Annotated in this window: 16 protein-coding genes and 2 pseudogenes; 3 read left to right on the forward strand and 15 right to left on the reverse strand. The window is 61.5% G+C overall.

Going from position 1 to position 20301, the window contains the following annotated elements; translation table 11 throughout:
* Positions 1 to 18: 18 nt before the first annotated feature.
* The 10 genes and pseudogenes from SERRSCBI_RS10010 to yebS form a co-directional block, all read right to left on the reverse strand.
* Positions 19 to 258: a YebV family protein gene (locus SERRSCBI_RS10010; RefSeq protein WP_033652110.1), complete on the reverse strand. Its 240-nt coding sequence runs from the start codon at positions 256 to 258 to the stop codon at positions 19 to 21.
* Positions 259 to 392: 134 nt separating this feature from the next.
* Positions 393 to 1328, reverse strand: coding sequence for a spore coat protein U domain-containing protein (locus tag SERRSCBI_RS10015; RefSeq protein ID WP_197666332.1), 936 nt, complete (start codon positions 1326 to 1328; stop codon positions 393 to 395).
* Positions 1329 to 1344: 16 nt separating this feature from the next.
* Positions 1345 to 3816 (reverse strand): fimbria/pilus outer membrane usher protein, encoded by a 2472-nt coding sequence (locus SERRSCBI_RS10020; RefSeq protein ID WP_369795922.1) that lies wholly within the window; start codon positions 3814 to 3816, stop codon positions 1345 to 1347.
* Between the two features lie 22 nt (positions 3817 to 3838).
* Entirely contained in the window at positions 3839 to 4606 is a 768-nt protein-coding gene (locus SERRSCBI_RS10025) for a molecular chaperone (protein WP_042784321.1), read from the reverse strand.
* A 20-nt stretch (positions 4607 to 4626) separates the two neighbouring features.
* Complete coding sequence (locus SERRSCBI_RS10030) at positions 4627 to 5142, reverse strand: spore coat U domain-containing protein (protein ID WP_049866716.1); 516 nt, start codon at positions 5140 to 5142, stop codon at positions 4627 to 4629.
* A 20-nt stretch (positions 5143 to 5162) separates the two neighbouring features.
* Complete coding sequence (locus SERRSCBI_RS10035) at positions 5163 to 5666, reverse strand: spore coat U domain-containing protein (RefSeq protein ID WP_033642839.1); 504 nt, start codon at positions 5664 to 5666, stop codon at positions 5163 to 5165.
* A 2-nt stretch (positions 5667 to 5668) separates the two neighbouring features.
* Positions 5669 to 6205, reverse strand: a complete 537-nt coding sequence (locus tag SERRSCBI_RS10040) for a spore coat protein U domain-containing protein (RefSeq protein ID WP_042784323.1) — start codon at positions 6203 to 6205, stop codon at positions 5669 to 5671.
* A gap of 265 nt (positions 6206 to 6470) precedes the next feature.
* On the reverse strand, positions 6471 to 7907 hold the full coding sequence (gene rsmF, locus SERRSCBI_RS10045) for a 16S rRNA (cytosine(1407)-C(5))-methyltransferase RsmF (RefSeq protein WP_042784324.1): 1437 nt from the start codon (positions 7905 to 7907) through the stop codon (positions 6471 to 6473).
* A gap of 102 nt (positions 7908 to 8009) precedes the next feature.
* Positions 8010 to 10640 (reverse strand): PqiB family protein, encoded by a 2631-nt coding sequence (locus SERRSCBI_RS10050; protein WP_033644262.1) that lies wholly within the window; start codon positions 10638 to 10640, stop codon positions 8010 to 8012.
* Positions 10609 to 11857: pseudogene (gene yebS / locus SERRSCBI_RS10055) on the reverse strand (membrane integrity lipid transport subunit YebS). Before yebS ends, SERRSCBI_RS10050 begins: the two are co-directional and overlap by 32 nt.
* A 255-nt stretch (positions 11858 to 12112) precedes the next feature.
* Here yebS and SERRSCBI_RS10060 point away from each other — a divergent pair.
* The 3 genes from SERRSCBI_RS10060 to prc all read left to right on the forward strand — a co-directional run bounded on the left by SERRSCBI_RS10060 (position 12113) and on the right by prc (position 15485).
* Positions 12113 to 12610, forward strand: coding sequence for a GAF domain-containing protein (locus SERRSCBI_RS10060; RefSeq protein ID WP_042784326.1), 498 nt, complete (start codon positions 12113 to 12115; stop codon positions 12608 to 12610).
* 96 nt (positions 12611 to 12706) lie between these two features.
* Complete coding sequence (gene proQ, locus SERRSCBI_RS10065) at positions 12707 to 13417, forward strand: RNA chaperone ProQ (RefSeq protein ID WP_004931497.1); 711 nt, start codon at positions 12707 to 12709, stop codon at positions 13415 to 13417.
* A 19-nt stretch (positions 13418 to 13436) separates the two neighbouring features.
* Positions 13437 to 15485, forward strand: a complete 2049-nt coding sequence (gene prc / locus SERRSCBI_RS10070) for a carboxy terminal-processing peptidase (RefSeq protein WP_042784328.1) — start codon at positions 13437 to 13439, stop codon at positions 15483 to 15485.
* A 67-nt stretch (positions 15486 to 15552) separates the two neighbouring features.
* Here the strand turns inward: prc and SERRSCBI_RS10075 are convergent, their stop codons facing one another.
* From SERRSCBI_RS10075 to SERRSCBI_RS10095, 5 genes and pseudogenes are all read right to left on the reverse strand, one after another.
* The gene (locus SERRSCBI_RS10075; RefSeq protein WP_033652485.1) at positions 15553 to 16398 is read right to left on the reverse strand and encodes a DMT family transporter; all 846 of its coding nucleotides are present in this window, start codon (positions 16396 to 16398) and stop codon (positions 15553 to 15555) included.
* Positions 16395 to 17702, reverse strand: coding sequence for an opine metallophore biosynthesis dehydrogenase (locus SERRSCBI_RS10080; RefSeq protein ID WP_042784329.1), 1308 nt, complete (start codon positions 17700 to 17702; stop codon positions 16395 to 16397). The genes SERRSCBI_RS10075 and SERRSCBI_RS10080 overlap by 4 nt, the downstream gene beginning before the upstream one ends.
* Positions 17695 to 18492, reverse strand: coding sequence for a nicotianamine synthase family protein (locus SERRSCBI_RS10085; protein ID WP_033642848.1), 798 nt, complete (start codon positions 18490 to 18492; stop codon positions 17695 to 17697). The genes SERRSCBI_RS10080 and SERRSCBI_RS10085 overlap by 8 nt, the downstream gene beginning before the upstream one ends.
* Positions 18480 to 19264 (reverse strand): annotated as a pseudogene (locus SERRSCBI_RS10090) (ABC transporter ATP-binding protein). The gene SERRSCBI_RS10085 and the pseudogene SERRSCBI_RS10090 overlap by 13 nt, the downstream one beginning before the upstream one ends.
* Entirely contained in the window at positions 19261 to 20301 is a 1041-nt protein-coding gene (locus tag SERRSCBI_RS10095) for an iron ABC transporter permease (protein ID WP_033652483.1), read from the reverse strand. The pseudogene SERRSCBI_RS10090 and the gene SERRSCBI_RS10095 overlap by 4 nt, the downstream one beginning before the upstream one ends.

Consider the following 20301-nt stretch of genomic DNA (forward strand, 5'->3'; position numbering starts at 1 on the left):
AGCCGACTGGATGCATTTTCATGCCACCCGCATCACCCAGGCGTCCGTCTGTCGATCGTAGTGTTGCTTGTACAGCAGCGACTGCTTACCGTTGAGGATGGCCGGAATGCTGGTGTGTTCATCCCAGCCGTCGAGCTGCATGCACAGATCCGGATCGGACTTGCAGGGGATGCTCAGGGTGCCTGCACGGTCGGCGGTGGCGTGAAGATGCGCGTCATCGACCTCGAAGCTGCCAATTTTTACGACGGTTTTGCTCATGGGAACTCCTTGCTCAATGATGTGGTAGGAGGTTAGACCAGTCAGGTCATCGGTATGAGCATAGCCAAATGAGCAAAAAATGCCACATAAAAAATACACTCTGGCAACATTCGGCCGGGCGGCTAGCGGCTGCGCTAGTAAGTCACGACATAGCTGACGTTATCCTGATAGGTGCCGACCGGCACTTCGGTTTGCGCCGGATTGACGGCGGCGGTAAAGGGGATGCTTTGCGCCAGGCCAGTGCCGGTGCCGCTTTGCGCGTTGGTGCTGCTCCACACGGTGCTGGTATTGGGCAAATAGATCTGATACTGCAGGAAGTTGCTGGTGCCGCTGAGCATTTGCCGCCAGCCGGTGATCGGGTTGTTGCCGTTGGTGAAGTAGGAGCTGTAAGACTGGGATTTGGTGCAGGTCAGCGTGATGCTTTGGTTGATCGGATTGAATTGCCCCACTAAGGCCATGCTGCCGAAGTTGACGTTGTTGGCGGTGTTGATCAGGCAACTCTTGGTGATGACCGCGGTGACGGTCACGGTGCTGGGTTGATTGGTGCCGTCCCACCAGATGCAAAGCCCTATCAGGCCCAGGCCGCAGATATGGTAGTTCCACACCAGGTTGATGGTATCGGTATAGGTGCCGGCGCTGACGTTCGCGCCGACGACGGTTTTGATATACACCGGAAAGTTGACGTTGGAAGAGATCAGGATCAGCGACAGCAGATTCAGCGAGCTGTAATCGATGGTCTGGCCGACGCTATACGGGTACTGGTAGTTCGAATCCGGGTAGATCAAATAAGAAATTTTATCGCCTGAGCCGTTGCCGTTCAGCAGAGCCATGTTGTTGGTGGTGGAAGCGATCTTGACCGTGACGGTGTTTTGCGTCAGCAAATTGAGCCCGAGCCCGGTGCAGTTCAGCCCCGCAGTGCCTTGGGCGCTTATCTGGCCGTTGTAGACGGCGAAGGAGTTGCTGCTGGGCAGGGTAACCGTGCCGTTGGTGGTGGCGCAGTCCGCCAGCGCGCGTTGTCCACACATCAACAGCAGCGCCGCCAAAAAGATTTTCACTTGCCGAGACATCATTCTTCTTCTCCGTGTGTTACTGGCAGACGAGAGGGCCGACGCGTTGCAGCCCCTGCGGGTTGGCCAGGCTGAAACTGACCTGGCACGGCGGGCCGCCGTCGGCCGGGATTACGCTTAACCGGTTGTGTTGCTGCACCGGATCGATATAGGTCATGCCATCCCACCCGACGTAGCTTTGTTGATTGCCGCCGAGCACCGCCACCTGGCTGCCGTTGGCCAGCGGTTTGCCTTGCGCATCGACCAGCTCGACGTCGGCGGCGGACAGGCGCTGGACGGGGAATTCGACCAGGTAGCCGCTGTGATCGCGGATGGCGACGGTTTTTTCGACCGCCGGCAGGTTAACGTCCGCCGGTAAATTGAGCGGGTCGATTTGGAACTTGGCGTGGTAATACGAGGTGACGGTGGGCACCAGCAGATAACCTTTGTCGTTGGTGACGCCGATGCGCTGGTTCTCGTAGCTGACCGGAATGCCGGCGTAGCCGTCGGTCGATACCAGCGCGAAGGCATCGTTGATGGTGTTGGTGGCATAAACGCCGCCGTTCATCGCCACCAGAGAACCGCTGACTTCGCCCCAGCGGGTGTAGTCGTTACGGTTGCCATACAGCCCGGCGCGGGTTTCCAACAGCGAGGTGCGCCAGGTCACATCCGCCTGACGATAATCGCTGTTGCTGCCCTGGCCGCCGGCATAGGCCAGATTCCAACCGAAACCGCCGTCGGTCGGCGCGGCGCGGCTGTAAGCCACGCGTTCGCTCCAGCGGTTGCCGGCGTCGCGGGCGGTGCTGACGTTGGCGGTGCCCCAGGTATCGAACGGAATGCTGATCTGCAGCTGAGAGCTGTAACCGTCACCGCCAATCTCGCGGTTCGCCGAGGCGTACAGGCTGATGTTGCGCCACAGCGTCAGGCTGTACGACAGGTTGACCAGGCGAGTGCGCTGGCCGATGGCGTCGCGCACGTCGAAATAACCGGCGCCCAGGCTGCCGAAGCGGCTCAGGCCGATGCTGCCGGTCAGCTGATCGGTGCGGCGGCTCAGCCGATAGCTGCTCTTGTAGGTGGATAGATCGCCAAAGTCCGCGCTGCGCAGCACCCGTTGAGCGTTGAGGCTGAAATACTGATTGCTGTAGGTGTAGCTCAGGCTGGTTTGATCGCCGTGGCGGCCGGCGTACTGATAGACCGGACCGGCATCCGGTTGCTGCACCGGTTGGCCGGTGACCGGATCGTAATACCGCGGCGTAACCGGAGGGGCGTTGAAAGCGTCGCGGCCCGCCTGGCTGTAGCTGTAGGAGGCGTTGAGCACCCCTAACTGCCCGATGCGCACGCCGGCGCCGGCGCCGGTGACCGCCAACGCCGCCGCACCTTCCGCCCGTCCTTCGATCGTGAGCCAGTCGGTGACGCCGTAACGCCCGCTGCCGCTGGCCACCCACTGGCCGTAGTCCGCGGATCGGTAACCGTAGTTTTGGCGCAGCGCGCCTGCCGACAGGCTGAAATCGCTCAACCCGGCCTGCAGCAGCGAACTGGCGACATAGAACGGCACCGTCGTGCTGATCTGGCGGCCGAGCGCATCGGTCGTCACCACCGTCGCCTGACCGGCGCCGTTGATGTAGGGCACGGTATTCAGGGTGAACGGGCCGGGATTCACGTTGGCGGAGGTGTTTTTATAGCTGTTGATGTACAGATCGACGCTGCTCGGCACGGCGGCCTGGCCGGAGAACTGCGGCAGCGGGTAGGTAATGAGATCCGGCCGCGTGGCGAAATTACGCGCTACCTGCAGACCGCCGATGCGCACCGAACTGGTCCAGGGCAGCGAGCCGGTCGTGAGATCGCCGGCGGTATAGCTGAGCATGGTGTCGTCGTCGCTGTAGCGCCAGCTGCTGTCGTAGCGGATATAGCGATTGTTCTGCTGCGCGGCGGTCTCGCCGTTGAAGCTGCTGCGGAAAATGCCGGTGTTGGCGATAACGCCGAAGCCGTCGAACAGGCGCTGTTCGCTCCAGGCGGAAAAATAGCCCGGATTGCCGCGCCCACCGCTTTGGCTGATGTAGGCGTCGTAATTCAGCAAGAAGCCCAGGCTGCTTTGCGCCGGCAGCCGCTGCTCCGGGTTGGCGTCGCCGAGGGTTTGCCTGGGGAGCCAGTCGTTGGGCACCGAGATCAGCAACTGCTGCGTTTCGCCGCTGTAGGTGACGTCGACCTTATCCAGTTGATCGACGGCGATCTCTTTCACCTGTTTGTCCGTCACCGGCAGGCCGGCATCGATCAGCTGCTGAGGCGTTAAATAGTAATGGCCGCCGCGGTAGGCGACCGGCACGACTTTGCCGGTCGGGCGGCCGTTCACCACCGGCTCCAGATACAGCGTGGTATCCGGCATGCTGACGGCGCGGGGCGGCGGTGGCAAATCGTCGGCGGCGGCAGGCGGCGGGCACAGTTCTACCGCCATACAGAGTACGGCCAGGGCCAGCGGCTTGAGCTGCATGCCGCGTGAGGGCGATGGCGACATCCGCATCACCTGCGCCTCGGGCTCAGTAAGACGGGAGGGTTACGGGCTGTTTGTTGTCGTTGACCATCGCCTGCAGCTTGCCGGCGGCAAAACTGCCCGACGGCGGCAGGGCGAAACGCATTTGCGAACCCGGCAGCACATAGCCCAGCAGCCCGTTGTTGAGCGGCTTGCCCTGAATGCTGACCTGCGACAGACGAGCATGCACGATGCCGTCGTTGCGTACGTCGAGCCAGCGCTGGCTGTTTTGTTGCAGCAGCCGGTAGCTGAGCTTCGGCTGGTTGGCGGTGGCGTAGTCGCGCGGGTGCTCGAAGTCTTGCTTGGTCCAGACGCCTTTGCCGCTGACGAACAGCGGCACCGAATAACGCTTCTGGAATTTCAGCCCCATCTGCGCGCCTTTGTCGGGCGCTGCGCCATCTTTATCTTTGATCGGCACTTCATCGACCAGGATGCGGTAAGCCCGCTCTTGTCCGGCGGCGGCCGGCGTCTGCTTGATCAGGCGAATCAGTTGGCGTTTGCCGGGGAGAATGGTGGCGACCGGCGGGCTGGCGAGCACCTCGCTCTGGTTGCGGTAATCGTCCTTACCGCCGGTTTGTTGCCAGCCCAGCACGCGAATTTGCATGTAAACCGGCTTGCTGTCGCGGTTTTCCAGCCACAGGGCCGTCGCCTGCTGGTTGTCTTCAATAACCGGATCGATGGGCCAAATCAGAATGGAGGCGGCGGCGAAGGCCTGCGGCTGGCCGGCTAACAACAATCCTGCCAGCAGAGGCAGGCGAAGCAGAGTACTACGCATAATGTGATCCTTTTAAAAGCTCAATAACTCACCGTCACTAAGACCGTATCGTTGTAGGTGCCGCTGGTGGGCAAGGTGCTGCTCGCCATTAAACTGGCGTAGATTTTTATTTCCTGCGTACTGCCGGTGGAGGAGACGGTTTGGGCGGCGCCGCCGTTGCCGCCGTCTCCCCACAAAACGGCGTAGTTGGCATCCTGGTAGAGCTGGTAAATCAGCGTTTCCGAGGTGACCGAGTTCAACAGCTTGCGCCCGCCGGCGATGGAGCCGGTCACGTTATTGCCGACGTTCAATCCCAGGGTGACGCTGAGCCCGGGGTTGCAGCGGATAAGGATCGAGCCGGCGCCGGCGCTCGAGACAATTTTTATCGGGCTGCTTAAAGACGCCACCTGGCCGAAGCTCATACTGCCGAACGAGGTAACGTTGGTGACGCCGCTACCGAGCACGCAGCCTTTGATGATCGAAGCATTGACCGTGAAGCCCTGGCTGACGGTATCGGCATGTGCCGCCGGAGCGCCAAGCAGCGCCGTCAGCAGCAGGGTGCGCAGCGTTCCGTTAATCACCAATTTATCGTCACCTGTACCGTGTCCGTATAAGTGCCCGTCGCCGGCGTAGCCTGCACCGGAATCATGCCGTACACCGGCAGCCAGACGCTTTGACCGGTGGCGGTCTGCGTCACGCCGGTGACGTTATCCCAGACGGTGGCGTAGCTGGCGCTGGTATACAGGTTGTAGTTCACGCGGGCGCCCGCCGCGCTTTGCAGATAGCGCGAAGCGGTATTGCCGCTCTGTCCGCCGCTGAGCAGCACCGTGTAACTGGTGCCGTTGTTGCAGTTGATCTGCAGTGCGCCGGCGTTCGCCTGGCCGGTCACTTTTATTGCCGTATTGAGGAAGTAAACCGTGCCGAAGTTAAAGGTGCCGAACGTGGTGTTGCCGCCGCTGGTGGTGCCTGCGACACAGGATTTGACCAAGGTGGCGCTGACGCCGACCGTCGCAGTGCTGACGTCGGCGCGGCAAGCGCCTGCCAACGACAGCAGCATGCAGGTGACGGCCAGGCGCGTCATGCTTACCAGGTGACGGTCATGGTGACGGTATCGCTGTACGCGCCTGCCGCCGGGGTGGTGCCCGCGGCGGGCACCAGACCATAGACGATCAACGGGACCGCCGAGCCGGTGCCGGTGCCGGTCAGCACGCCGGTGGTGCTGTTCCACGGCACGGCGTGGGCGCTGTCCTGGTAGAGGTTATAGCTGATGTAAGCGGGCACGCTGCTGGCCATGCGCCGCTGGCTGCCGGAGGCGTTGAGGCCGTTGTCCAGCGCCACGGTGTAGTTGGTGCCGGTGGTGCAGTTCAGCCCCAAGGTGCCGGTGCCGCCGCTGCCGGTGGCGCTGGCGGTGATGACGTTAGCCAGCGACGAGTAGGTGCCGAAGCTGATGGAACCAAAGTCGTTGGTGGTGCCGGAACTGTTGCCGCCGGTGACCACGCACCCGGCGCCGATGGTCATTGTCACGCCCACCGTGCCCTGAAGGGTGCCCGCTGCGTTGGCTGCGCCACTGATGCACAGCAGAGGTGTTAACGAGAGCAAAACCAGCAGAGTTTTTTTCATCATGATTCCTTGCCATGTCAGAGAAAGTCCGCAAAAACGCCACCCAGAGCTGAGTTGCACGCATTTATTTACTTACATTTAAATTAATAGGATAAGAACGTGAAATTGTCTTTATCAAAGGTCAAAACTTTTTAATTGGCACAGGGCAAGCGTGCGCGGGTGAAATAACGTGATGGTGAAATGATTAGAATAATAACGAATGGTGATGGGAATATTGTTATCTTTATTTATCGCCGGGGAAAGCGGCTCCCCGGCGCCAGGGCGATTACAGGTGAAAATCCAGCGCGCCGTCGCGCACCAGCTCGCGCGGCAGGTTGTTCTTGATGCGGCTGCCGATGCGTTTGGCGATGCCCAGCGGTTGCCCCTGATAGGTGACGATGCACTCGTCGCCCGCCGGCGGCTGCTCAGGGTAGAGATCGCGGCCGTGATACCACTCCTGGGCCAGCGCGGCGTCCAGCTCGTAATGCTGTTTGCCGTCGGCGCCCGCGAGGGCGATCGCCGCTTCGTGCTGCCAACGGAACCCTTTCGGGAAGCGCTCCGCCAGCTTGAGGCCGATACGCGAGAAGCGCACTTTGCCGAACAGCGGCTCCAGCGCGGCCGGGAAGAGCCAGATTTCCTTGTCGCGCTCCCACAGCCGGCTGTCATCGCCCCAGGTTAAGCCGGATGCGGCGGCGGCTTGGGCGATCAGCGCCGCCTCTTTGCCGGACAGCGGGCTGAACGGGAATTTACCGACTTTATAGGTCGGCTTCGCCAACGGCGCCACGGCGTGTTTTTTACGCAGGCGGGCGACGAAAAACCCTTCGCTGTCGTAAATCTGCGGGAAGACGTGCAGGAAGCCCTCGGCGGTCAACGCCTTGTCGGCGCCGGGGAACAGCTCACCCAGCGGCTCGATGCTGACCGCGTCGCCATAGGTGTCCAGCAGCCAGCGCACCACCTGCTGATTTTCCTGCGCATTGAGGGTGCAGGTGGAATAAACCATCACGCCGCCCGGCGCCAGCGCATGAAACGCGCTGTCGATCAGCTCGCGCTGGGTGGCGGCGATCTCGGCGACGCTTTCCGGCGACCAGTTGCTCATGGCGTCCGGATCTTTGCGCACTACGCCTTCGCCGGAGCAGGGGGCGTCGAGCAGAATGGCGTCAAAACTCTCCGGCAGCGCGGCGCCGAACACCCGGCCATCGAAGTGGGTCAGCGCCGTATTCTTCACGCCGCAGCGGCTGATATTGGCGTGCAGCACTTTCACCCGGCTGGCGGAGTATTCGTTGGCGACGATGCCGCCCCGATTATCCATCAACGCGGCTATCTGGGTGGTTTTGGAGCCCGGCGCGGCCGCCACGTCCAGCACCCGATGGGGCGCTGCGCCGCCGGCGAACAGCGCGCTGACCGGCAGCATCGAGCTGGCCTCCTGAATGTAGAACAGGCCGCTCAAATGTTCGGCGGCGCTGCCCAATCGCAGCTCTTCATCGTCGCGCTCGATCCAGAAACCTTCCGCGCACCAGGGAATGGGTTCCAATCGCCAGTCGTAGTCCCGCACCAGCGCCAGGAAGTCGGTGACGCTGATTTTCAGCGTGTTGACGCGCAGGCTGCGGCGCAGCGGGCGCTGGCAGGCGGCGATAAAATCGTCCATCGCCAGTTCGGCGGGCATGATGGCGCGGGTGGCGTCAAGGAAAGCGGGGGGCAGAAAAACGGCGGTGGATTTGGCCACGGGGCGAACTCTCAGGGTGCAATAAAGACAAGGGCGAGAGTTTATCACAAAGCGGAAAAAAACAGGGCCCGGCATTGCCGGGCCCTGAGGGAAACGCGAAAGTTAATCGCGCGGAATGGCGGTGCCCCAGGTTTTCCAGTCCTTCGGCTCTTCCGGATTCAGCAGGAAGTGCTTGTTCGGTGTCGCTTTCGGCGCCAGCGGAATGGTTGGCGGCGTGGCGAAGGCGATGCCGCCGCGGATGAACTGCTGGAAGGTGCCACTCTTGATCACGCCGCCGGTCAGGCCGAACTGCAGGTTGTAACCCGACGCCAGCCAGAACACGCTGTTGTTGCGCACCAGATGCTGGTACTTCTTGCTGATGCGCAGCGCGACGTGCACCCGATCGGACATGGCGCCGAGGTAGAAGCCGGTGATGGTGCCGACCTCCACGCCGCGGAACAGCACCGGCGTGCCGATCTGCAGCGAGCCGGTTTCGGCCGCGTCGAGCACGACGCTCAGGCCGTCCAGATAGCGAGAGTCGGTGATGCTGGCCTGCTGCAGTTCGAAGGTGCGCAGCTCGCGCCCGCGGCCCGGCTCCACGTTGATATAAGGCTGGAGCAGGGTATCGAGGTTGCTGACGCCGGCGGCGGAGATCTCCGGCGACACGATCGAGAAGCGGCTGCCGAGGCGCGCGAAGGTCTGCACGTATTCCGGATACAGCACCGCTTTGGCCAACACTTCGTTGCGTTCCGGCGCCAGCTGCAGCGACTCCACCTGGCCGACGTCGATGCCGAGGTAACGCAGCGGCATGCCCGCCGACAGCTTGCTGGCGTCATAGGTTTTCAGCGTGATTTGGCTGCCCACCGCGCGGGCGGCGGTTTCGCTGGCGTACAGTACGCGGTTGGCGCCTTTGTTCAGCGTCACGCCCTGCAGGTTGTCGAAGCTGATGGCGCCTTTCAGCGCGCGGTTGAGCGGCGAAGCCTGCACCGTCAGGCCGCTGCCGTTGAGCTGCACCTTGGCGCCGCCTTCGGCCCAGAAGATGCTTTCACGGGTCAGCAACTTACGGTATTCCGGGCTGATGTAGACGTCCACCTCAAACTCGTTGGCCTTCGGCCGAACGTTAACGATCTCGCCCACCTGGAATTTACGATACAGCACCACTGAGCCGGCCTGCACGTCCGGCAGGCTGGTGGCGCTGAGGGTCAGGGTGGTGGAAGGGGCGTTGCCGACGATGCCTTCCTCGGCTTTTTCGCTGTTGGCGTACAGCGGGTACTGGCCGCCAGGCTCCCCTTTGCTGCCGGGGATAATGCGCACGCCACCGTCTACCCACTCCTGCGCGCTGGCGCCGAGCACTTCCATGCCGTCTATTCCCAGTTTGACGTCGAGGCGGCTGTTGACCACGAATTTGCTGTCTTTGTGCAGCAGGCCGCGATATTGCGCATCAACGGCGGCGGTGAACACCACGCCGCCGGCGGTCAAGGTGCGGCTCAGGATTTGGCCGACTTTCACGCCGTGCACCACCAGCGGTTGCCCGACGTCGATGCCGTAGCTTTGCGGCGCCGTCAGCGTGACGGTCAACACGCCCGGCTGTTGCAACAGCGTTTCGCTGCTGTCCAGCACGTTGAAGCGCTGCTGCGGTTCGCCTTCACCCGGCACCAGTTCCAGCGTGGTGCCGGTCAGCAGTTGGCTGAGCTTGGCGTCGTTGAGGCTGATGCGCGGGCTGCGCATCACGATGCGGGTGCCGCTGCGCATCAGATCGACCACCGAAGGATCGATGGTCAGTTCACCGATGACTTTGCTGTCCTGTTGCAACGTCAGCTTGGTCAGGGTGCCGACCTGCAGCCCCTGGTACATCAGCGGCGTGCGGTTTTCACTCAAATTGTTGCCGCTCGGCAGATCCAGCAGAATATTGACGCCGCGCTGGCTGTGGGCCAGGTCCGGGTAAAGGGTATAGTTCTGATCGCCCTTGGCCTGCTGGCCATCGGCCGGCGAATCGAAGGCGATGGCGCCGTTGACCAGCGCCGCCAGGCTCTCCATCTGCACCGTGGCGCCGGACAGGCTGAAATCGCCCTTGAAGCCGGAGACATTCCAGAAGCGGCTGTTGCTCTTCACCAGGTTGGCGAAGCGGCGGTCGATCAGCACGTCGATGGTTACGCCCTTGTTGCCTTCGCTGATGGTGTAGTCATACACCTTGCCGACCGGGATTTTACGGTAATAGACCAGCGAGCCGCTGTTGAGCGAACCCAGGTCGTCGGCGTGCAGGTGAATCATCAGCTCGCCGGTGTTCAGGCGGTACTTCGGCTGGGTATCGAGCGCGGTGAAGTGGGTTTGCTCCTTGCCGCTGCCGGGCATCATGCCGATATAGTTGCCGCCGACCAGCGCATCGAGCCCGGATACCCCGGCCAGCGAGGCCTTGGGCGTCACCAGCCAGAACTGGGTGCCTTCGCGCAGCGAGTCTTCCAGATCGCTTTTGATGCTGGCTTCCACCACGATGCTGCGCAGATCTTTGCTCAGGCTGATTTTTTGCACCGTGCCGACCTCAACGCCCTGGTAACGCACCGGCGTGCGGCCGGCGACGATGCCCGCCGCCGATTGGAAATCGATGGTGACGGTGGTGCCGCGCTCCTGGAAATTGTTATAGACCAGCCACCCGGCGATCAGCAGGGCGATGAACGGCAGTAACCAGAACGGTGAAATGCGGCGTTTGTTCTTGACCCGCGCTTCAGTCGGTGTAGTCGGCGTTTCCTGTTGCATGTGCATCCCAAATCAATCGGCTATCGAGCCATTCAACGGCAAGAATAGTCAAAATGACCGCCGAGCCAAAGTAAAACGCGGCCGGTCCCATAGTAAAAGATAACAGTTGATCGCGATTTACCAGCGACATCATCAAGGCGATAACGAACAGATCGAGCATCGACCAACGGCCGATCCAGGTGACCAGGCGCAGCAGACGAATGCGCGTCTTCAGGCTGTGCGAGGTTTTGAAGTGGATGCTCAGCAACAGCACGATCAGCACGATCACCTTGGTGAAGGGCACCAGCACGCTGGCGATGAACACGATGGCGGCGATCGGCACGTTGCCGGAGGTGGCCAATGAGACCACGCCGGAGAAAATGGTGTCTTCCAGCCGCGTGCCGTTGGCGTAAATGATGGAAATCGGCAGCAGGTTGGCCGGTATCAGCAGGATCATCGCCGCGATCAGCGCCGCCCAGGTTTTCTGCAGGCTGTAGGGCTGGCGATGGCACATCGGCACATGGCAACGCGGGCAGCGGCCGCGCGCGTCGGGATAGCCGGTATAGTGGCAGGACAGACAAATGTGCAGCGCCGTCGGCGGGCCTTCCGGCTGTTCCTGCGGATAGTAGCGCTCCCACAGCTGCTCCAGGTTGGCGTGGATCAGCGTCAGGATGCTCAGCACCGTGAGCGACAGGTAAGCGATCAGCGCGCTGCCGGGCTGGATGTCGGCGTAATCCTGCACTTTGATCGCCGCCACCGCCATGCCGATCAGATAAATGTCCAGCATCACCCACTCTTTGAGCCGCTCCAGCATCAGCAGCACCGGGCGCAGGTTCATGCCGAGCGCATGGCCGAAACGCAGGTACAGCAGCGACAGCACCAGCGTCAGCGGGGCGCCGATGGTGCAAAACGCCACCATGCTGGCGGTGAGCGGATCGCCCTGGCGGCTCATCTGCCAGATGCCCTCCAGCAAACTGGCGTCGATGCGCGTGCCGAGCAGACGAATGCTGATCAGCGGTTCGGTGAAGGCGAACGGCATCAGCAGCAGCATGGCGATCGCCATGGCGGTCAGGCGCGTCATCGACCAGTCGCGGCCGCTCACCACCTTGGCGTTGCAGCGCGGGCAATAGGCGGCCTGATTGCCGCTGAGCGGCGGCAGCACAAACAGCAGGTCGCACTCGCAGCAGCGTTGGTGGCGCGCTTTGGAAAGGGGGGCGGGTGATCGCGTGTATTTTCATTTTTGACAAGTAGCTGCCCTTGAGCCCGCCGGAACTGTCAGCGTAGCTGAAAAATAAACCGGCCGCGTCACCGGCGTTCGGGCGCCGGACGGTAAAACGAGGTAAACCGGGATTCTGAGCGGCAAACATACCCCGAGCGACGGGGTTTTGTGAAGCAACAGATGATTAACCTTGTGGCTATACGCATTTAATGCTTATTTTATAGGGCCTAAGCTTTGGGCTTCTGGCCATCTTCACTGTTTCAATGGTTATCACATGACAAAAGAACAATTCTACGCGGAATTAAAACGTGACCTGAGCGCGTTGCTCGGCGGGGAAACCAACTTTATCGCGGCGTTGTCCAACGCCAGCGCGTTGCTCAACGAACGTCTGGATGACGTGAACTGGGTCGGTTTCTATCTGATGGATGGCGACCAACTGGTGCTGGGGCCGTTCCAGGGCAAGATCGCCTGCGTGCGCATTCCGGTGGGCAAGGGCGTGTGCGGCACGGCGGTGGCGGAAAATCGCGTGCAGCGCGTCGGTGACGTGCATGCGTTTCCGGGCCATATCGCCTGCGATGCGGCCAGCAACGCGGAAATCGTGCTGCCGCTGGCGGTTGGCGGCCAAGCGATCGGCGTTTTGGATATCGATAGCACGGTTTATCAACGCTTCGACGAACAGGACGAAGTGGGCCTGAAAGCAGTGGTGGCGGGGCTTTGTGAGCAACTGGAACAGTGTGACAGTGCGAAATATGTGACTGTGGCGGCAAGTTGATCGACGGTTAACGTGGCAATTACCGATGGCGTCATTATAATGACGCCTGTTCATGCCTGTGGCTTGTTGGCAATACCGTTGTAATCAGGAAATTTCATGGAAAATCAACCTAAGTTGAACTCTAGTAAAGAAGTCATTGCTTTTCTTGCCGAGCGTTTTCCGCTCTGCTTTAGCGCCGAAGGCGAAGCTCGTCCGCTGAAAATCGGTATTTTTCAGGATTTGGTAGAGCGCGTGCAGGGGGAAGAGAATCTCAGCAAAACGCAATTGCGTTCTGCCCTGCGCCTATACACCTCAAGCTGGCGTTACCTGTACGGCGTCAAGGTTGGCGCGCAGCGCGTCGATCTGGACGGCAATCCGTGCGGTGAACTGGAGCAGCAGCATGTCGATCATGCTCGCCAGCAGCTTGAAGAAGCCAAAGCGCGCGTTCAGGCACAGCGTGCCGAACAAAACGCCAAAAAACGTGAAGCCGCCGGCGAATCCGCCGATGCCGCTCCGCGCCGTCCGCGTCCAGCCGGTAAAAAGCCCGCTGCGCGTCGCGAAGGCGGAGCCGCGCCGGAAAACCGCAAGCCGCGCCCACAAACTCGCCCACAGCCCGCTCGCCAACCTCGTGCAGCCAAAGAGGAAAGCCAGCCGCGTTATGCGCCAGTCACGGATATCTCTAAACTGCAAATTGGCCAGGAAATCAAAGTCAGAGCAGGCAAGAGCGCGATGGATGCTACCGTACTCGAAATCGCTAAAGATGGCGTACGTGTGCAGCTCTCTTCCGGTCTGGCGATGATTGTGCGCGCAGAACACTTGCAGTTCTGATACGGAGGCCAACCCAGGCATGAACAAATTCGTCAGATTAACAGCGATTGCAGGGCTGCTGTGGGCGGGTGTCAGTTACGGCGCGGAAACAGCCAACATCCGCATCGGCCAACTGCCCCAACTGCAACAGGAACCCCAGCACGCTACGGTGAGTGAGCGCGTCACCTCGCGCTTCACTCGCTCTCATTACCGCCAGTTCGCCCTCGATGCGGAATTTTCAGGCAAGATCTTCGATCGTTACCTGAACATGCTGGATTACAACCATAACGTGTTGCTGGCCTCCGACGTGGCGCAGTTCGCCGGCAAACGCAATCAGGTTGGCGAAGAGCTGAAAACCGGCAAGCTGGACACCTTCTACGCGCTGTTCAATCTGGCGCAGAAACGCCGCTTTGAGCGTTACACCTATGCGTTGTCGTTGCTGGACAAGCCGATGAACTTCACCGGCAACGGCACTATCGATCTCGACCGCAGCAAAGCGCCGTGGCCGAAAGACAAGGCCGAGCTGGATAGCCTGTGGGATGCGAAAGTCACGTATGACGAGCTGAACCTCAAGCTGACCGGCAAGACCGACAAAGAAATCCGCGACACGCTGACCAAGCGCTATCAGTTCGCCATCAAGCGCCTGACGCAAAGCAACAGCGAAGACGTCTTCCAACTGGCGATGAATGCCTTTGCGCATGAAATCGACCCGCACACCAACTATCTGTCTCCGCGCAACACCGAGCAGTTCAACACCGAGATGAGCCTGTCGCTGGAAGGCATCGGCGCGGTGCTGCAGATGGATGACGACTACACCCTGATCAACTCGATGGTGCCGGGCGGTCCGGCGGCGAAGAGCAAAGCGATCACCGTGGGCGATCGCATCGTCGGCGTCGGCCAGGCCGGCAAACCGATGGTGGACGTGATCGGCTGGCGCCTGGACGACGTGGTGTCGTTGATCAAAGGGCCGAAGGGCAGCAAGGTGCGCCTTGAGATCCTGCCGGCCGGCAAGGGCACCAAAACCCGCGTGGTCACCTTGACCCGCGAGCGCATCCGTCTGGAAGACCGCGCGGTGAAAATGACCATCAAGACCGTCGGCAAAGAGAAGGTGGCGGTGTTCGACATCCCCGGCTTCTATGTCGGTCTGACCGATGACGTGAAAGTGCAACTGCAGAAGATGGCCAAGCAGAACGTCAAGAGCGTGGTCATCGATCTGCGCACCAACGGTGGCGGCGCGCTGACCGAAGCGGTGTCGCTGTCCGGCCTGTTCATTCCGAGCGGCCCGGTGGTGCAGGTGCGCGACAACAACGGCAAAGTGCGCGAAGACGCCGACACCGACGGCGTGACTTACTATAAAGGCCCGCTGGTGGTGCTGGTCGATCGCTTCAGCGCCTCCGCCTCCGAAATTTTCGCGGCGGCGATGCAGGATTACGGCCGCGCGCTGATTGTCGGCGAGCCGACCTTCGGTAAAGGCACCGTGCAGCAGTACCGTTCGCTGAACCGTATCTACGATCAGATGCTGCGCCCTGAGTGGCCGGCGCTCGGTTCCGTGCAGTACACCATTCAGAAGTTCTACCGCGTCAATGGCGGCAGCACCCAGCGCAAGGGCGTGACGCCGGACATTCTGATGCCGACCGGCGTCGATCCGGCGGAAACCGGCGAAGCGTTTGAAGACAACGCCATGCCGTGGGACAGCATCAATGCGGCGACCTACAGCAAGACCGGCGATATGGCGCCGTTCGAGCCGGAGCTGCTGAAAGATCACCAGCAGCGCATCGCGCAAAATCCGGAGTTCCAGTACATCGCGCAGGATATCGCGCATTACAAGGCGCTGAAGGATAAACGCAACATCGTGTCCCTCAATCTGGCGGTGCGCGAGAAAGAGAACCACGATGACGACGCGACCCGTCTGAAACGCATCAACGAGCGTCTGGAACGTGCGGGCAAGAAGCCGCTGAAATCGCTCGACGATCTGCCGAAGGATTACCAGGAGCCGGATCCGTATCTGGATGAAACCGTGCATATCGCGCTGGACCTGGCTCATCTGGAAAAGGATCAGCCCGCTCAGCAGCCGACGCCGGCCAAATAAGGCCACGGCTTTGCCTGTGAAAAACGCACCCTCGGGTGCGTTTTTTTTTGGTTGCGGCAAGCCCGGCTTAAGCCGGTTTTTTGCGGTGACGCAGCCCGAGTTGAATGCAGGAAACCACCACCAGCAGACAGCCGAACAGCGACAGCAGCAGCGGGATCTCATGCCAGAACAGCCAACCCCAGGCGATGTTGAACACGATGCCGATATAGCGCACCACCGAGACCACGATCAGGTTATCGGAAGAGAAGGCCTGGGTTAAGACGACCTGCCCCAACAGCGACACCAGGGCGATGGCGAGCAGAATGGCGAACTGATAGGCGTTGGGCCAAACGAACGCGTTCCACATCAGCGGCAGCGAGATCAGCGTTGCGATGAACAGGAAGTAGAACACGATCTCGTAGTTGTGGTGGCGCTTGCTGAGTTTGTTGACCGACAGATAGGCGATCGAGGCGAACACCGCGCTCATCACGCCGACCAGCGACGCCAGGGTATAGGCCGAGAAGTGCCACGGCCGCACCAGCAGCACGGCGCCGATGATGACCATCGTCAGCCAAAACGCGGTGCAGGCGCTGACCCGTTCACGCAGCACCAGCAAGGAGAGCAAAATGGAGAAAAACGGCGACAGATAGGCCAGCATGCTGGCGTCGGCCAGCGTCAGATGGGCGATGCTGTAAAAATAACAAATGAGATACAGCCCGCCCATGGTGCCGCGCAACACCAGCAGCGGCCGGTCTACGCGGCTGAAGGCGATGCGGTGGCGGTACATCAGCAGCAGAACCAGCACACAGCCGATGCTGCTGCGAAAGAACACGATTTCTCCGGTGGGAATAGCATCGGAGATGGTTTTAACCAGCGCGTTCATGACGCTGAAAATCAATGAGGCAAAAATGGCCAGTAGCGCACCCTGATTCATGCTTGCCTCCGCCATTGTCGGTAAATGATGTCCGCCTGCTCGTCGCAGGTATCGTCCAGCAACGAACGATGGCAATGCTCGGCGCCGATCCGGGTGACGAAGTGCTGCAGCGCCTGCTGAAAGCGGGCCAACAGACGCTGGGCGGCGGGCATCTCGACGTCAAGCCGCTGCGCCAGCAAGACCAGGACGCGCAGTTTGCGCACGTCCTCTTGCGGCACGCGCGGCAGGCGCCAGCGCCCCTGGGCATCCTGGAAGACGCGGGCGACCCTGACGGCGGAAAAATCATAGTAGCGGCCCTGCGCGTCCGGCTCGGAATAGGGGTCGACCAGCAGCGCGGTATAACGCGTAAACAGCGCATAGCATTGCTCCGTCGGCGCGAGCTGCGGGAATTGGTCAATCCAGCGGCGGCTCACCATACGGGGCGGAACCGGGTAGTTGTCGTCATTCAAAAAGCGCAGCAGGTTAATGGCCTCGATGCCGAGCCGGTTGAGCAACTGCTGGTAATCCTGCGAGAGCGCCAGCATGTCGGCGATCGCCTCGGGACAGATGGGGCCCTCGGGGTGGGTTTTATACAGGTACTGGATCGGCGCCTGCGGCTGGAATATCGCCTGCAGCGTGGTTTCGGCCAGCGCTAGCGGAGGATGAACATAATTGGTGATGCTGAAGCGCTCGGCGGCGAGCAGGCTGTTGCAGCGTTGGGCGTCAATGCCGTGACGCGCCAGCAGCGAGCAAAGCCAGTCGAGTTCGGCGCAGTCTGACCTTGCGCCTGCGCCGGCCAGATAAATTCGCTGCTTGAACGCCTTGGTGTAGGCGCGGTAAGGCTGTTCGGCGTTCTGGTATTTGGTGTCGGCGTAGTAGCTCGACAGGCTGATGACCTCGACGTGGGATTGCCCGGCCTCCTGCAGCAGGCTTTGCGCCATCAAGCCGGAGCCGATGGAGGGAGAGAGCAGGATCAGTGAGCGCAGTTGGGGCAACGCCGCCCATGGCACCTGTCGCAGCACGTCATGGTATTGATCGGCGGGGACGGCAAGGATCAGTCTGCGCCAGTCGCCGCCGACGAGCGCCAGATCATCGCAATAGCGGTCAATCGTCACCTGCGCATCGTCTTGGGTGCGCTGCGCCTTACCGGCGCCCGTCAGCCACAGGCAGGGCGTGTGCGCCAGATGTTGCTTCAGGCGGCGCCCTTTTTCGCTGGTGCGGTTGTACAGGCCGATGCGCGCATTGCCCGCGGTCTTGATGTCCGCAGCCAGTTGGATCGCCGCCGGGCCGGCGCCGAGGATCAGGGTGGGAAAGGCATTATTCATGGCGGTGAGGCTCCAAAATCAACAGATCGTACAGCGGGGTGGTGAGCGGTTTACCGCTGACGCGCCAGGGCGAGCCGGCGGCCTGGTGGTGGTAAGGGCAGTTGAAGATCGACTTGAGGCCATTGCCATAGCGCACCAGCAATTTGCCGCACTGGGGCAGCAAAGGCCGCAGCGCCTTCAGCAAACCCTGCTTGTCCGCCACCAGGGAGGCGATGATGATGTGATCGATATCGTTGCGCGTCAGGCCGTTCAGCTTGTCGATGCAGGGCATCTGCTGCACCAGCCCCAAGTGGCGCGTAAGCCGGCGGGCAAAACGCTGGGCCGCCGGATCGCAATCGTAGCAAATGACGGTGGCGGAGAGCCTGGCGACCAGCGCCAGCGCCGTGGTGGGCAATGCACCGCTGCCCACCAGCAGCACCCGTTCGCCGGGTTTAATGTCGGCGGCCGCGATCTCCAGCTGCAGCGCGCGGTCGAAACTGTTCAGGTAGGCGTTGGTTTGCGCCGGTTCCCGGCACAGCGCCGAGACGCGATGCTTCTCGTAGTCGCACAACGCGGCGTTGGCCGTCGCCCGCAGTTGGGTGATCTGCGCCGTTATCAAACGGTCGTTTTCCAGCTTTTGACGATAGGCCTGCAGCTGCGGTTCGTCGTTAAAGGCCTGCAGGCGGCTGAAACGACGTTCCAGCAGGGAAAAATGGCGCCTGTCTTGCCGGGCGGAACGGTGAAGCTGGTGAATTTCCTGTTGCAAGCCGGCGAGTTGCGCCAGCATGTCCGCCTTGGTCAGAGTGTACATGGGGATTCTCCGTGTGCGTGTAACAGCTGTGTCGGCAGCAGATAGGGGTAGCCCTGCGGGCTGACGCCGTTTTCGATGCCGACGCCAAATACGCGAGACACCATCGGATGTCCCATCATCTGATGGGTATCGCCGTGGCAAACGACGCGTCCGTGCGCGAGCAGCGTGAGTGAGTGGCAATAGCGCAGCGCCAATCCCAGATCGTGGATCACCAGCAGCGTGATGCAGCGGTGGCGCCGGCCGTAGTCGGCGATCTGATTGAGCACGCGCAGCTGGTGGTGGATATCCAGCGCGCTGGTGGGTTCGTCGAGCAAAATGATCTGCGGCTGAGAGACGAAGGCCTGAGCCAGCATCACCAACTGTCGCTGGCCGCCGCTGAGACGGTTGAAGGGGCGATCGGCGAGCGCGGAAATGCCGCATTCCGTAAGCGCCTGCTCGACCGCATCGGCCTGGGCGGCGCTGACGCGCCAGCTCAACTGGCGTACCTTGCCCAGCAGCACCATGTCAAAAGCGGTCAATGCCGAATCGCAGCGATTTAGCTGCGGCACATAGGCGATACGGCTGGTTTTCGGATCGAGAGGGCGCTCGCGGTAAGCGATCTCGCCGCTGCACGGCACCATGCGGTTAATCGCTTTGAGCAGCGTCGATTTGCCGGCGCCGTTGGGCCGATGATGCCGCCGAGCTGCGCCTCCGGCCAGCTCAATGAAACGTCTGCCAATAGCGAGCGGCGATGCAGCGAGACGCCGACGCGGGTGAGGGTCAGTTGAGTCATGGGCGTTTAACCTGTCGAGTGACGAAGTAAAACAGCACCGGCACGCCGATCAGGGCGATAACGATGCCGATGGGCACCACGCCGTTCGGCATCACCAGCTTGGCGACGATCGAGGCGCACAGCAGCAGCAGGCTGCCGCAGAGGGCGGAAATGCAGATCAGGTAGCGCTGATCCTCACCCACCAGAAAGCGGGCGAAATGCGGGGCGATCAGCCCGACGAACCCGATGGTGCCGACAAACGAGACCGAGGCGGCCGTCAGCAAGGTCGCCAACAGAAAGGCCAGCTTGCGCAAGGCGCTGACATTGATGCCCAGCCCCTGGGCCTGCTCTTCGCCGGCGGACAGCGCCGTCAGCCGCCAGGCGAGCCGCAGACTGACGAACAGCGCGCACAGCAACACGACGCCGGTGATCGCCACGCCGTGCATATTGGCTTTGAGCAGGCTGCCGAACAGCCAAAAGACAATTTGCTGCATGGCTTCCGGCGAGGCCAGAAACAGCAGCAGCGATTGCAGCGACTGAAAGAAAAACAGCACCACGATGCCGCTCAACACTAATATTTGCGGCGTCATGCCGCGGCGTTGTCCCAGCAGATAGACAGGCACGCAAGCCAACAGCGCCATCAGCGAAGCCAGCAACGGCGTGCCCAGCGCCAACGCGCCGCCCAGGCTGAAGCCGGTGAGGATCGCCAGCGCCGCGCCGAACCCCGCCGCGGCAGAGATCCCCAGCGTATAGGGGCTGGCGAGGGGATTGGCCAGCACGGTCTGCATCAGCAGGCCCGCCAGCGCCAGGCTGGCGCCGACCACCAAGGCGGTGAGCGTCATCGGCAAGCGAATCGACCAAAAAACCGCCTGATGCAGTGCGTTGCCGGGGGCAGAGCCGGGCCAAAGCATCCGCACGATATCCGTGAGGCCAAGTTGCGCGGCGCCGACGGTGAGATCGATGGCGGTCGCCGCCAGCAGCGCGCCGAGCAGCGCCAGCGTCAATAGCCCGCGGCGCAGCCTGCGCCGTCGCAAAAACGCACGTCCTGTGTGGGCCAC

Origin of the sequence: Serratia sp. SCBI (assembly GCF_000747565.1) — a bacterium.
GTDB lineage: Bacteria > Pseudomonadota > Gammaproteobacteria > Enterobacterales > Enterobacteriaceae > Serratia > Serratia ureilytica.